General features: G+C 70.3%; 11 protein-coding genes. 4 read left to right on the forward strand and 7 right to left on the reverse strand.

Features of this window, described 5'->3' with window-relative positions; all coding sequences use genetic code 11:
- Positions 1–9: 9 nt before the first annotated feature.
- From dmpG to ACO06A_RS01555, 7 genes are all read right to left on the reverse strand, one after another.
- On the reverse strand, positions 10–1035 hold the full coding sequence (gene dmpG, locus ACO06A_RS01525; protein ID WP_421734406.1) for a 4-hydroxy-2-oxovalerate aldolase: 1026 nt from the start codon (positions 1033–1035) through the stop codon (positions 10–12).
- 7 nt (positions 1036–1042) lie between these two features.
- Positions 1043–1912, reverse strand: coding sequence for an acetaldehyde dehydrogenase (acetylating) (locus ACO06A_RS01530; RefSeq protein WP_175346666.1), 870 nt, complete (start codon positions 1910–1912; stop codon positions 1043–1045).
- Entirely contained in the window at positions 1909–3795 is a 1887-nt protein-coding gene (locus ACO06A_RS01535; RefSeq protein WP_421734407.1) for a thiamine pyrophosphate-binding protein, read from the reverse strand. The genes ACO06A_RS01530 and ACO06A_RS01535 overlap by 4 nt, the downstream gene beginning before the upstream one ends.
- Positions 3792–4388 (reverse strand): GtrA family protein, encoded by a 597-nt coding sequence (locus tag ACO06A_RS01540; protein ID WP_421734408.1) that lies wholly within the window; start codon positions 4386–4388, stop codon positions 3792–3794. The genes ACO06A_RS01535 and ACO06A_RS01540 overlap by 4 nt, the downstream gene beginning before the upstream one ends.
- A gap of 11 nt (positions 4389–4399) precedes the next feature.
- Positions 4400–5383: a glycosyltransferase family 2 protein gene (locus ACO06A_RS01545; protein WP_421734409.1), complete on the reverse strand. Its 984-nt coding sequence runs from the start codon at positions 5381–5383 to the stop codon at positions 4400–4402.
- Positions 5380–6159 (reverse strand): glucose-1-phosphate cytidylyltransferase, encoded by a 780-nt coding sequence (gene rfbF, locus ACO06A_RS01550; protein ID WP_421734410.1) that lies wholly within the window; start codon positions 6157–6159, stop codon positions 5380–5382. Before rfbF ends, ACO06A_RS01545 begins: the two co-directional genes overlap by 4 nt.
- Positions 6160–6268: 109 nt before the next feature.
- Entirely contained in the window at positions 6269–8209 is a 1941-nt protein-coding gene (locus tag ACO06A_RS01555; RefSeq protein WP_421734411.1) for an N-acetylmuramoyl-L-alanine amidase, read from the reverse strand.
- Between the two features lie 167 nt (positions 8210–8376).
- On the opposite strand from ACO06A_RS01555, the gene rfbB reads away from it, so the two are divergent.
- The 4 genes from rfbB (at position 8377) to ACO06A_RS01575 (ending at position 14051) form a co-directional block, all read left to right on the forward strand.
- Positions 8377–9372, forward strand: coding sequence for a dTDP-glucose 4,6-dehydratase (gene rfbB, locus ACO06A_RS01560; protein ID WP_421734412.1), 996 nt, complete (start codon positions 8377–8379; stop codon positions 9370–9372).
- 87 nt (positions 9373–9459) lie between these two features.
- A complete protein-coding gene (locus ACO06A_RS01565; protein ID WP_421734413.1) occupies positions 9460–11274 on the forward strand; it encodes a hypothetical protein in 1815 nt (604 codons plus the stop codon).
- Positions 11275–11384: 110 nt separating this feature from the next.
- Complete coding sequence (locus tag ACO06A_RS01570) at positions 11385–12620, forward strand: LCP family protein (protein WP_421734414.1); 1236 nt, start codon at positions 11385–11387, stop codon at positions 12618–12620.
- 516 nt (positions 12621–13136) lie between these two features.
- On the forward strand, positions 13137–14051 hold the full coding sequence (locus tag ACO06A_RS01575) for an LCP family protein (RefSeq protein ID WP_421734415.1): 915 nt from the start codon (positions 13137–13139) through the stop codon (positions 14049–14051).
- The last annotated feature ends 3 nt before the right edge of the window (positions 14052–14054 follow it).

Raw genomic sequence — 14054 nt, forward strand, 5'->3', positions numbered from 1 at the left:
CGACCACGACTAGGACAGGTCCATGAGATCGCGGGCGATCTCACGGATGATCGACTCCTGGCCGGCGACGACCTTGCGCGCGCCGAGCTCACGCCACAGGAGAGCAGGCTCGAGGTTGAGCTCCTCGGCGATCGCCTGGACGTGCGGCGCATAGCCGCTGAACACACCGGCCAGCGCGCTGATCACGCTCGAGCTGGTGGTCTTCGGCAGGTGGCCGGCCGCGCGCTCGGCGATCAGGCTGCCCATCCGGAAGAACGGCGTGAGCTCGCCCAGATCCACCCCGTACTCCTGGACGAGCACCGCCGCGAGGCACTCCAGCTGTGCGTTGCCTGCACCGGCACCGAGCGCTGCGGAGGACCCGTCGACGATGGTCGCACCCGCGTCCAGGGCGGCGAGCGCGTTCGCGATGCCGACACCGAGGTTGTTGTGTGCGTGGAAGCCCACGTCGATACCCACGGCGTCGACGATCGCGGAGATCCGCGCCGTGACGTCCGCCGGCGAGAAGTGGCCCGCCGAGTCCATGAGCACAACGGCCTGTGCGCCGAAGCCCTCGACCTTCGTGCACTCCTCGACCAGACGCTCGATGGTGGCCATGTGGCTCATCATCAGCACCGAGACGGCCTCGCGGCCGGCCTCGCGCACCGCGGTGAGGTGCTTGGCGCCGGTGTCCGCCTCCGTGACGTGCGTACCGATCCGGACGAGGTCCACGCCGTTCGCCAGCGCCGGGAGCACGTCGCGTTCGACGGTCGCGAAACCCGGGATGCAGTGCACGGCGAGCTTCTTGCGGGTGAGCGCCTCACGCGCGGTGGTGAGCAGGACCTCGTCGGTCTCGAGCGAGAAGCCGACCAGGGCCGACGATGCGCCGATGCCGTTGCCGTGGCCGACCTCGACGTAGTCGACACCCGACACGTCGGCGAGCTGGCAGTAGTCGCGCACGAGCTCCCGCGAGGCCTGGTGCCGGAGGGCGTGGTTGCCGTCGCGCAGCGTGACGTCGTAGACGGTGATCTGCGCGGTGAGCGTGGTGGTGGTGGTCATGGGATGCCTAACTCGCGACTGCGACCATGTCGAGCGCGGTCTTCACCGCGGCCGCGGTGATGATGTCCAGGTTGCCGGCGTAGGGCGGCAGGTAGTCGCCGGCGCCCTCGACGCCGATGGAGACGGTGAGAACGTCGGCGGCATGCTGCACGGGCGGCACCAGCAGCCGGTAGCCCGGGACGTACTCCCGCACGAGGTCGACCGCGTCGCGGACGGTGCGGTCGAGAGTCGCCAGGTCACCCAGGAGGCCCTTCATGTGCACGGTCGTGCGCATGATCGTCGGCGGCTCGACCGGGTTGAGCACGAGGATCGACTTGGCGACGTCGGCGCCGGACGCCAGCCGCGCGGCATTCTCCGTCGCACGGATGTAGTCGTCGATGTTCGCGCGCGTGGCCGGTCCGGCGGAGAGCGACGCGATGCTCGACGACACCTCGACGTAGTCGACGCGCTCGACGTGGCGCGCGAGGGCGCTGACCATCGGCACCGAGGCCTGGCCGCCGCAGGTCACCATCGACATGTTGTGGATCGGCTTGCCGGGCTGGTTCTCGTGGTCGAGCACCCCGGGCACGAACGCCGCACCGACCCGCGACGGGGTCAGGTCGACGACAGCCTTGCCGAGCCCCTCGAGCCGCTTCCAGTGCTCACGGTGCGAGTCAGCCGAGGTCGCGTCGAAGAACACGTCGATCTCGTCGAAGTGCTCCTCGAGCCCGTCGACGCCGTCGGCCGTCAGGTACTTGACCCGGCCCTCGAAGCGCGCCAGGCCGGGAGAGCTCGCTCGCCGACCTGCCATGGCGATCAGCTCCAGCGAGTGCTCCCGCAGAAGCTTCTCGGCCAGGTCGATGCCGATGTTGCCCGTCCCGATGATCGCGGCTCTCATGACTTGCCTCCCTGTACCGGGAGCACGCCCGGCACGCTGCGGATCCTGGTCGACTCCGGGTGCAGCGCCCCGCTCATCGCAGCACTCAGCTCCGCCTCGCTCACCAGCGGGATCATGTCCTCGAGGGGCGGCGAGATGAGCGTGCCGTTCTCGCCCTTGAGCGTGCCGACGCGGGGGATGAACAGCTGCTCGGGGTGCATGAACACCTCGAGGAGCACGGGGCCGTCCGTCGCGAGGAACTCGGCGACCTTCGCGCTAATGTCGCCCTGCTCCGACAGCCCCACGTACGAGAACCCGAAGGTGTCCGCCAGCTTCGAGAAGTCCGGGCACGACACGCCGGAGTCGAGGTCCGACCCGACGTACCGGCCGTCGAAGAGGTTGCGCTGCGAGTGCTTGATCATCAGGTACCCGTCGTTGCTGAACACGACGAGCTTGATGGGCAGCTTGTGGTGAGCGACGGTCTGGAGCTCCTGGAGGTTGAGCATCATGCCGCCGTCGGCGTTCAGGCAGACCACCCGGGCCTCCGGGTGCGCGAACTGCGCACCGACCGCTGCGGGCAGGCCGTAGCCCATCTCCCCAAGCCCCAGCGACGTCACCAGGCGCTGGTCCTCGTTGACGTCCAGACCGTAGAACCCGGACAGCAGCCCGGTGCCCATGTCGGTGACGAAGATGTCGTCCGAGCCCGCCTGGTCGCTGATCTCGTACACGACGTCGTAGGAGTTCACGAACTGGTCGCGCTGTGCGGCGGGGATCGCCTCGATGGTCTGCGCACGACGCGGGAAGTCGGTGCGCAGCTGCTCGCACTTGCGCACCCACGTGTCGATGTCCGCGGCGACGGGCCCGAGCTTGGCGAACTGCTCCAGGAACTGCGCCGCGTCGGCCTGCACCCGGACCCACCGGTCCCCGACGAACTTCTCCAGCTCCTTGCCGTCGACGTCGACCACGAACACCTGCGCGTCGCGAGCGAAGTCTGCCGGGTCGTAGCTGAGCTGCGGGATGGCCAGGCGCGAGCCGATGGCGATGACGAGATCGGCGTTCTGCACGATCATGTTCGAGTACCGGTCGCCGTAGATGCCCGAGCGCCCGAAGTTCATGGCGTGCGACGAGTCGAGCAGGTCGATCGCCGACCAGGACAGCAGCGTGGGGATGCCGATGTCCGCGACGAGCGAGCGGATCTCGGGCCGGTCCATGCCGTTGCGCAGGCCGTTCCCCAGCAGCAGGACCGGGCGCATGCTGCGCCGCAGCGCCGCCGTCAGGCGGTCCAGCGACGAGTCGAGCACGTCGCCGTAGTCCACGCTGCTGCCGAGGTCGAGGACCGGGACGGCCGGGGACCCCGCGAGCGTGGTGCTGAGCGGCTTGCGCTGGAGGTCCATCGGGATGTCGATCGTCACGGCGCCGGCTCGCGCCTCGAGCGCCGTGCGCGCCGAGTTCACCACGAGGTCGCGGATCTGGTCCGCGTTGCGCGCACGGTGCGCCGCCTTGGTCACGGGCGCGAAGACCTGGCGCGAGTCGAAGCCCTGCACGCCCCAGATCCGCAGCTCGTTGTCGGTGCTCGTGTGGATCGAGCTCTCGTTGCCGGAGAGCACGAGCAGCGGCACCGAGTCCATCTGCGCGCCGACGATCCCGGTCAGCGCGTTCGTCGAGCCGCCGCCCGTCGTCACGAGGGCGACACCGAGCCGACCGGTCGTGCGCGCCAGGCCCTGGGCGGCCATGAGCGCCGCCTGCTCGTGGTGGACGAAGATCAGCCGGGTCGCCCCGCGCCGATAAATCGCGTCACAGATGGCGAGATTCCCTGCTCCGGTGATACCGAAAACAATGTCGACACCGAGTTCTTCGAGGGCTGCGGCGACGGCATCGGCGCCGGTCACGACGGATTCGCTCATGGTCGGATCGTACTCCTGGGTGCGGCGTCGTCAGTCTGCGCGACGCGGGGGGACGTGGTGTCGTCGGCAGGGGCGCCGGCGGTGGGCAGGGCGGTGACCTGAGGCGTTGCCCCTCGGGTCGTGGCGGTCGGCACGGCCTCGCGGGCCGACCTCCGGGAGTGTCGGAAGGTGAAGTTGCGGTGCACCAGGAAGGTCCCGAGCGCGACCGCCGCGGTGACCACAGCCTGCGCCGGGATCACGGCCATGTGCAGGACCTCGACCAGGAGCGGCAGCGCGGCGGCGTTGACGGCGAACGCCACCGCGTAGACGGAGCTGAACCTGACGAGGTCGCGCCACCAGCGTCCGCGAGCCCGGAACACGACGTAACGCTGCAGGACGTAGGCCTCGAGCACCGCGACGACCTGCGCCACGACCAGCACGACGAGGTAGTGCACGACCGTGCCGAGCGTGGACTGGAGCAGAGCGAAGATCCCGAACCCGAACACGGTGTTGACACCGCCGACGAGGACGAAGCGCAGCCCCTCGGAGTCGAGCAGCGCGCGCAGCCGGGTCGGCGCCGGGGAGCCGGGCCGGCCCGCCGACGATCCGTCCACCGGTGCGACCGTCACAGACCGAGCCGGCGTCGCACGACGAAGTTGGGGCGCTGCTTGACCTCTTCATAGATCAGGCCGACGTACTCGCTGACGATGCCGATCATCGAGAAAAGAATTCCGAAGAGCAGCAGGATGAAGCCGATCAGGGTGCCGAAACCCGCGAAGGGAACGCCGGAGAAGAGGAATTGCAGCGTGAAAGCGACGAGCACGATCGCCGATATGGCGGAAACGCCGAGCCCGGTGACGGTGATGAGCCGGAGCGGGACATAGGAATGCGCGAAGATTCCCTTGAACGCAAGGTCCAGCACCTTGAGGGAGTGCGCTTTCGACTCTCCACCGAAGCGGGGCGGCCGCCGGTGCGGAATGCCGATCGACTTGTAGCCGGCCCACGCGAAGAGCCCCCGGATGAACCGGTTGCGCTCCTGCATCTGGTTGATCGTCTCGTAGACGCCGCGGTCGACGAGCCGGAAGTCGCTCGCGTTGCGCGGGATCGCCCCGTCGGTGAGCTTGCCCGCGAGCCAGTAGAAGGCCTTCGAGTTGAACGTGCGCAGCGGACCTGTGCCCTGCCGTTCGCTCACGACCATGTAGATGTTCTCGTAGCCCTCCTCCCACTTGCGGAGGAACTCGGGGATCAGCTCGGGCGGGTCCTGGAGGTCGGCCGTCATCACCACGCAGGCGTCACCCGTGGCGTAGGCGAGGCCGGCGGTGAGCCCGCCGTCCATCTTGAAGTTCCGCGCGAGCTGCAGGATCTTGAATCGCCCGTCGTCGGCGTGGATCTTCTGCAGCTTCTCCCAGGTGTCGTCCTGCGAGCCGTTCTCGACGATGATGACCTCGAAGTCGTACTGGTCCTTCTCGCCGTCCGCCACGTCCGCGAGACGACGTGCGAGCTCGTCGACGCAGTCGGACTCGTTGTACGCCGGGATCACGACGGAGATCAGCTTGCGACCGACCGCCGCACCGGCGGAGGTGGTCGACACCTCGATGTCCGCGCTCACTGCCAGACCTTCCACGGCGCCTTGCCGGTGTCCCACATCTCGTTGAGCATCTGCGACTCACGGTAGGTGTCCATCGGCTGCCAGAAGCCCTCGTGCCGGTAGGCGGCGAGCTGACGCTCGTCCGCGAGGCGGTCCAGCGGCTCGTGCTCGAGCATCACCTCGTCGCTGTCGCGGACGTAGTCGAACACCTCGGGCTCGAAGACGAAGAACCCGGCGCTCACCCAGTCCTCCATCTGCGGCTTCTCGCGGAAGCGCGTGACACGGCTCTGGTCGTCGAGCTCGACGAGCCCGAAGCGCGACAGCGGCTGCACGGTGGTGATGGTCGCCTTCAGCCCGTGGGCCTCGTGGAACGACAGCAGCGCGCTGATGTCGATGTCCGCGAGGCCGTCGCCGTAGGTCACGATGAACCGCTCGCCCTTGACGTAAGGCTCGATGCGCTCGACCCGCCCGGCGGTCAGCGTCGACTGCCCGGTGTCGGCGACCGTCACGGTCCAGTCACGCTCGAGGTGGTCGTCGTGGAACTCCACGCTGCCCGACCGCCCCAGGGTGATCGTGAAGTCGGTGTTGTGGGCGGCGTAGTTCAGGAAGTACTCCTTGATCTGCTCGCCCTTGTACCCGGCGCAGATCACGAAGTCCGTGACGTCGTGCGCCGCGAACGTCTTCATCAGGTGCCACAGGACCGGCTTGCCGCCGATCTCCACCATGGGCTTGGGACGGAACTCGGTCTCCTCGCGCATGCGGGTACCGAGACCACCCGCCAGCAGAACGGCCTTCATCGTGGTGGGCTTGCCTCTCGTCGATGCCGGAACCCACTCCGACTCGTGGATGCCCGCTTTCGGTAGGTGAGTGTAGCCGCGTCGGGCACGCTCCCCTGCCCGCTCGGCCTCACGGCATGAATTGGGGCGATCGGGCCAGGTACTCCTCGCTCCCGACGACGCCGGCACGCAGCGCGTCCTCACCGTTCGTGATCCAGTACGGCGCCCAGGTGGCGAATCCTGTGGGATCGGGCCCCCTGCCCAGGTAGATCACGTACATCTCAGTCACGCGGATCTGGGCGCTCTCCAGCGACCACCAGACGCCGGACGGCGCAGCCGAGCGGCCACGCGTGCCGATCGTGATCACCCAGAAGGAGACCTCGGACGCCGCGGCCTCGCGGTGCAGGATGTCGCGGTACAGCCGCTGGACGTAGGCCGTGCTGGTCCCACCCGCGCGCAGGTAGTACTCGTCGCTGGCGATGAGACGTCCGCGAAGATCCTCGACCCGCAGGCGGCCTGCCATGACTTCCAGCGTCTGGACCTCGAGACCCTGCGGGTCCGGGCCGCGCCCGAGCACCTCGACGTACGCCTCGGTGACCCTGCGCTGGACGTACTCCCGGCTGTGCGCGATCGCGGTGCCCAGCGCAGACGCCGGCGTCGCACCCGTCAGGATCATGCTCGTCCACGTCTGGAGACCGGTCGGGTCGGGCACGCGCTGGAGCATGTCGTGGTAGAGGGCACGCACCAACGGCTCCGCGTACGCGACGCGCAGCGCGCGCTGCCTGATCCCCGGGAGCGTCGAGTAGCCGAGGTTCCCGGGGCAGGCCGTGTAGGCGACATCCCGATGGCCGAAGACGACAGGGAGCTGGAGGGTCGTTCCGGCAGCGAAGCGCGAGTTCTCGCCGCCGAGGGTGGTGTAGACCATGGAGCCGTCCGGGTTCCTGCCGTAGACGCCCAGGCGGTAGCCGATGATCCTGGCGACGGCTTCCTGCATCGCCGGGGAGGGCGCGACGGCCCCGTACTCGCCGAGCATCGAGACGCCGACGGTGCCCGTGTTGAACCCTCCGGCGTGGACCCCGATGATCGGCTGCGTGAGGCTGTTCTGCCGACCCTCGTAGAGGTTTCCCCACTTGTCGACGATGAAGTTGTAGCCGATGTCGCACCAGCCGCGACCGTCGATGTGGTACGCCTGATCGTTCCTGATCTGCTGCATCGCCTCGGCGACCGAGGCGTACGTGTTGCTGCCGGCGGTGTGGTGGAGCACGGCGCCGACCAACGTCTTGGCGACGTCGGGCGAGCAGACCTGGGCACGCGCACCCCACGCGTCGCGGGTGAACACGATGGGCGCTGCGACCGCCGTGGGGAGCGCCGCGGCCGCCGGGGCCGTCAGCGCCGCGTTGCGGACGGTGGCCCGAGCGCTGCCCGTCGACGCCGCGCTGCCGACCAGCGGTTCGGCGCCCGCCGGCGCCACCTCCTGGGAGCCCACCAGCGTGAGGCTCATGTCGTCAGGTCCGCCGGTGCTCGTCGCCGCGAAGGACAGCTGCACGGCGTCGGCGTCGCCGATCCAGAACGAGTCGGTGCCGTCGCGGGTGCGCGCGGCGTCGACGGTGCCGAGATCCGGCGCGACGTCCGAGCCCTCGAGCGCCTGCCACGCCGTCCACGTCCCGTCGTCGAGCGTGCGCACCTGGGCGTCCTCGGCGGGTGCGGCGCCCGCGGGCCAGGTCACCCCGATCGTCTGGGCGTCGGGCGTCGCGATCACGTCGGTCTCGACGCGGCCGTCCTGGGTCAGCGCGTCGGCGACGAGCGTGCCGTCACCGGGATCGACGGTGGCGGGCTTCTCACCGGTGCTCGGTGTGGCCTCGGCCTCGGTCGCCACGACGAGCGGCGCCTCCTCGACGACGACGTCCGGGTCCTGCGACGCGGCCGGAGTCACTGCGCTGGCGGTGGCCGCGCGGACCACGCCGTCACCGGGCGCCGGGTGCTCGGCCGTGCGTGCCTGGGCGAGGCCGGGCACGGCGAGCACCGCAGCGGCGACGACGGCCGCGGTGATCGTGGCGGTACGTGATGGCATGGCGGGTCCTGACGCAGACAACGGTTTCCGTCGAGGTTCACCTGGGCCGTCCGCATTGTCAAAGACCGCCGCGCACTTGTCCGTTTCGCGTCGGTCGCGCAGTCAGCCGTCGAGACCCGCACCGATAGGCTTGGCGACACCTGTCCCCCGCTCGGAGGTCTTCCGTCGTGCACGTGCTCGTCACCGGCGGAGCCGGCTTCATCGGCTCCAACTTCGTCCACCAGACCGTCCGCGAGCGTCCCGACGTGCAGGTCACGGTGCTCGACGCGCTGACCTACGCCGGCGACGAGCGGAGCCTGGACCCGGTCGAGGGGAAGGTCGTCTTCGCCAAGGGCGACATCGCGGACCCGGACATCGTCGACAGCCTGGTCAAGGACGTCGACCTGGTGGTGCACTTCGCCGCCGAGTCGCACAACGACAACTCGCTGCACGACCCGTGGCCGTTCCTGCGCACCAACATCATCGGCACGTACCAGCTGCTCGAGGCGGTCCGCCGCCACGACGTGCGCTTCCACCACATCTCGACCGACGAGGTCTACGGCGACCTGGAGCTGGACGACCCGGCGAAGTTCACGCCCGAGACCCCGTACAACCCGTCCAGCCCGTACTCGTCGACGAAGGCGTCGTCCGACCTGCTGGTCCGCGCGTGGGCCCGCAGCTTCGGCGTCCGCGCCACGATCTCCAACTGCTCGAACAACTACGGCCCCTTCCAGCACGTGGAGAAGTTCATCCCGCGCCAGATCACCAACGTGATCGACGGCGTCCGCCCCAAGCTGTACGGCTCGGGCGAGAACGTGCGCGACTGGATCCATGTCGAGGACCACAACAGCGCGGTCTGGGCGATCATCGAGCGCGGCCGCCTCGGGGAGACCTACCTCATCGGGGCAGACGGCGAGGAGAACAACAAGACCGTCGTCGAGGACATCCTCGAGATCATGGGGCAGCCGGCCGACGCCTACGACCTGGTCAGCGACCGTCCCGGCCACGACCTGCGCTACGCGATCGACTCCACCAAGCTGCGCGAGGAGCTCGGCTGGGCGCCGCGGTACGAGAACTTCCGCGCGGGGCTCGAGGCGACGGTGGCCTGGTACCAGGCGAACGAGGCCTGGTGGCGTCCGCAGAAGGACGCCACCGAGGCGAAGTACGCGCAGCTGGGACGCTAGCTGTCGCGTCGTCGCCGGTCGACGGACGTCGCCTATGCTGTGCGACCAGCGTGGGCACCACGCGCGGCAACCCTCCCGTCGAGCGGGATGACGACGGGAAGAGCTCCGGTGCGGGGACGGGCGACGACAGCACGGCTGTCCGAGGTGCTCGTCTACGCGACCGCCGCGACGCTCGCACTGGTCAGCGCCGCCTGGGCGCTGCGTCTGACGCGGGTGGACTGGCACGTCCCCTTCTCGTACTCCGGCGATGCCGTCGCGATCGCCGCACACGTCAAGACCACGCTGGCCACCGGCTGGTACGAGCACCAGCCCCTCCTCGGGTGGCCGGCCGGGCAGAGCTACCACGACTACCCCCTGTCGGAGGACCTGCACCTCCTCCTGATCAAGCTCCTCGGAGCCGTGCTGGGCGACTGGGCCGTGACGCTCAACGTGTACTTCGTGCTCGGCTTCCCGCTGGCGGCGCTGACTGCCGCCTACTTCCTGCGCCGCATCGGTGTGGGCCGTGCGATGTCGGTGGTCGGCGCCACGCTCTTCGCGCTCGCGCCCTATCACTTCTCCCGCGGCGAGACGCACCTCTTTCTCGCGTCCTACTGGGTGCTGCCGGCGGCGCTCCTGGTCGTCGTGCGGGTGTGGCGCGGAGAACCGCTGTGGTCCGGCGGCACCGGCGCGGGTCTCCGGCTCGGCCGGTGGCGGCTCGACACGCGCGCGGTGTCGACCGGCCTGGCCCTCGTGCTCGTCGCGACGGGGTCGACGTACTACGCCGTCTTCACGCTCTGTCTGCTCGGGATCGGCGCGCTCGTCGCGCTGTTCTACCACCGGGACGATCGACGCTTCCTCGGCGCGGCTGCAGCGGGGGCCGTCACGGTGGCGACGTTGGCACTGCTCATGGTCCCGGACCTCCTGTACGCGCGGGCGCACGGCGCCAACCAGGGCTCGCTGTTCCGCAACCAGGCCGGTTCCGAGGTGTACGCCCTCAAGCTGGCCGCGCTGCTCCTGCCCGTGCCGGGCCATGCGATCAAGCTGCTCGCGGACGTGCGTACCACCTATGACGACGACTTCCCGCTGCCGGGCGAGCTCCCGGCGCTGGGGTTCGTCGCCGCGGCGGGGCTCATCGCGCTCCTCGTCATCGTCGTCGTCCAGGTCGCCCGGCCTGCGTCGCACCCGTCCCACCCGGGCGTCCGGCTGTCCATGCTGGTGTCGCTGGGCGCGATCGCGCTCGTGGCGCTGCTCATGAGCACGGTCGGCGGGGTCGGCGCCCTGATCTCGTTCCTGACACCGAACGTCCGGGGCTGGAACCGGATGTCGATCGTCCTCGCCCTGCTGTCGCTCGCCGCGGTCGGCCTGCTCCTCGACCACGCCGCCGGTCGGCTCCGGGCGCGCACCTCGCGTCCGGTCGCGATGGCGACGCTCGTGGCGGGCGGCGCCGCCCTGATCGTCCTCGGCACGCTCGACCAGGCCAGCCCGCTGTACCGCCCTGACCACCAGTCCGTGCAGGCCTCGTTCCGGGCAGATGCGGACTGGGTCGGCCAGGTCGAGGAGACGTTCGGCGACGATGCTGCGGTCTTCCAGCTGCCCTTCATGAGCTACCCGGAGTCGCCCGCCGTGAACGGCGTCTCGGACACCGACCAGCTCAGGCCGTTCCTGCACTCGGACACGCTGCGCTGGTCGGGCGGCGGGATCAAGGGGCGCACGGAGTCGGCGTGGCCGTCGGTCGTCGCCGGCATGCCCGTCGCCGACGCCGCGGCGGCGATGCGCGACGCCGGGTTCTCGGCCGTGGTGCTCGACACCCAGGCGCTCGGTGACGACGACGGCGGGGTCGAGCAAGCCTGGCGCGACCTCCTCGGCGCCCCGGTCGTCGAGGGTGCCGACGGCCGCTACGTCGTGTTCGACCTGCGTCCGTAGCCGGGGTCGAGCGTCCCAGGCCCGCCTGGGCCGCTGATCTGCACAGATCCTCCACGACGCCACTGCGTGCACTCCCCCGCACGTCCGGGGCGCTCTCCTACGATCGACGCGTGACCTCCCGCCACGCTGCCGTCCCACGCCCTCGTGCCGCCCGGCATGCCCGGACCCTGCACGCCCACGGCGTGCTCCGCACGATCGCCCTCGGCGTGGCGGCTGTCGTGGTGTTCGGCGGCAGCGGCGTCGCGGCGGTCGCCGCCAAGCTCAACGGCAACATGGAGAAGGTCGACGTCTCGAACCTGGTCAACCCGATCGCGGAGCCCACCAAGGAGCCCGACCCGGACGACCCGAACGCCGGTCAGGCCGTGAACATCCTGATCCTCGGCTCGGACCAGCGCGACGGCGAGAACGGCGAGATCGGTGGCGCGGTCGAGGGCATGCGCTCCGACACGACCATGGTGCTGCACATCTCCGCGGACCGGTCGCGCGTCGAGCTGATCTCCATCCCGCGCGACTCGCTGGTCGACATCCCGTCGTGCACCATGACGAACGGCAAGACGACGCGAGCCACCCACGGCATGTTCAACAGCGCGTTCGCGACCGGGTGGGACAACGGGGGCGACATGACGTCGGCCGCCGCCTGCACGATCAACACGGTCCAGCAGAACACCGGCGTCACCATCGACCACTTCGTCGTCGTCGACTTCGCGGGCTTCCAGCAGATGGTGAACTCGATCGGCGGTGTTCCCATGTGCATCAAGAACTCGATGTTCTCCCCCGACGCCGGGCTCGCGCTCGCGCCGGGCTTCCAGACGCTCGACGGCGCGACCGCCCTGGCGTACGCCCGTGCGCGCAAGGGCCAGGGCATCGGCGACGGCTCCGACACCAACCGGATCGGCAACCAGCAGAAGCTCATCGCCGCGATGGTGCGCGAGGTCCTGTCCCGCGACGTGCTCACCAACCCGCAGAAGCTGATCTCGTTCCTCACCGCGGCGACAGCCTCGCTGACGACGGACAGCGGGATGTCGATCGGCAACATGACCGGCCTCGCCTACAACCTCCGGAACATCAGCACTGGCAACATCACCTTCATGACGATCCCGTTCGCTGCGGCGAAGTCCGACCCGAACCGCGTCGAGTGGACGTCCGCCGCCGACGAGGTGTGGGCGAACCTCGTGAACGACGTCCCGGCTCTCGGCGAGACTCCTGCCGCGCCTGCGACGACCACCCCGCCGACGACGCCGGGCGCGACGACCGCCCCGGAGACGCCCGTGACGCCGGCGCCGCCGGAGACGAAGGACGCCGGGAAAGAGGCGTTCAGCGCCGAAGACACCACAGACGTCTGCTGAGGCATGGCCTCCGACGAGCGGTCGCCGCGCACCCCACCTCCGAGCTTCGCCCCCGGCGCTCCGGCGCGACCGGCCCGAGCGGCCGACGCGGAGCCCATCGTCGTCGGGCGTCCCGCGCGTCCGACCACCCCGCCGCGACCGACCACCCCTGCGCGCACGCCGCGCCCTGAGCGCCCTGCGCCGTCGGCGTCGCCACGCGAGCCCGGCTCGTCCGCGGATGCGGGACGACCGCCGACCATCACCCCGGCGGGCCAGTCCGCCCGCCCTGCTCGCGCTGCGGCGCCCGTCGAGGTCCCCGGCCGCACCACGAGGCCGGCCAGCGCGACGAGCCCCACGAGACCAGCGCCCGCCGCTGCACCCAGGTCGACGTCCTCCCGACCCGCCACCGGTCGACCGCCGGCGCGGCCCGCCACGGCGCGTCCGCAGCCCGCGCCGGCGGGGCCACGCGGACCGGACGCTCCGGGCGCGCAAACCCCACCTCACCGCAACCGCAAGCCCCTCGTCGCCGCCGTCGCCGTGCTGGTGCTGGTCGCCCTGATCGCGTGGCCGATCGGTCTCGCGGTCTGGGCCAACGGCAAGGTCCAGCACACCCCGGCGCTCAGCGGCGCGGCGAACACCCCGGGCACCACCTACCTGCTGACCGGCTCGGACTCACGGGCCGACGGTGCGGTCGGCGAGGACGGGACCGAGGGCGCCCGCACCGACACGATCCTGCTGCTGCACGTGCCGGACAGCGGTCCGACCGCGCTGATCTCGCTCCCGCGGGACACCTACGTGGACATCCCCGGGCACGACCCGTCGAAGCTCAACGCCGCCTTCTCGTGGGGCGGGGCACCGCTGCTGGTGCAGACGGTCGAGGGCCTGACGGGCCTCACGGTGGATCACTACGCCGAGATCGGCATGGCCGGCGTGGAGCAGATCGTCGACGCGGTCGGGGGTGTGAACCTCTGCCACGACGCCGACGTGAACGACCCCGACTCCGGCATGGTCTGGGCGGCGGGCTGCCACGACGTCGCCGGTGAGCAGGCGCTCGCATTCGCCCGCATGCGCAAGGCGGACCCCACGGGGGACGTCGGGCGCGCGGAGCGTCAGCGCCAGCTCATCGGTGCCGTGATGGGCAAGGTCAGGCCGAGCCAGCTGCTGTTCCGCCCGACCCAGCAGGTGGCGCTCATCGACGCCGGGACGCAGGCCCTGACCGTGAGCGACGAGACCGGCATCGTCGACATGGGCAGGTTGGCGCTGGCGTTCCGGGCCGCCAACGGCAACGACGGAATCACCGGCACGCCGCCGATCGCCAGCATCGACTACCGCCCCGGCGGCAACGTCGGCTCGACCGTCCTGCTCGACCCGGACCTCGCGCCCGCGTTCTGGGTGGCCATCCGGGACGGGTCCCTGCCGGCGGGTCCGGTCGGCGGGATGCCCGGGGCCTGAGCC

The organism is Cellulomonas sp. (genome assembly GCF_965229465.1).
Taxonomy (GTDB): domain Bacteria; phylum Actinomycetota; class Actinomycetes; order Actinomycetales; family Cellulomonadaceae; genus Cellulomonas.

Coding starts and splice junctions, on each gene's coding strand:
- ACO06A_RS01565 (WP_421734413.1), top strand. CDS start 9,460: ATGACGACGGGAAGAGCTCCGGTGCGGGGACGGGCGACGACAGCACGG.
- dmpG (WP_421734406.1), bottom strand. CDS start 1,035: ATGACCACCACCACCACGCTCACCGCGCAGATCACCGTCTACGACGTC.
- ACO06A_RS01555 (WP_421734411.1), bottom strand. CDS start 8,209: ATGCCATCACGTACCGCCACGATCACCGCGGCCGTCGTCGCCGCTGCG.
- ACO06A_RS01530 (WP_175346666.1), bottom strand. CDS start 1,912: ATGAGAGCCGCGATCATCGGGACGGGCAACATCGGCATCGACCTGGCC.
- rfbF (WP_421734410.1), bottom strand. CDS start 6,159: ATGAAGGCCGTTCTGCTGGCGGGTGGTCTCGGTACCCGCATGCGCGAG.
- ACO06A_RS01535 (WP_421734407.1), bottom strand. CDS start 3,795: ATGAGCGAATCCGTCGTGACCGGCGCCGATGCCGTCGCCGCAGCCCTC.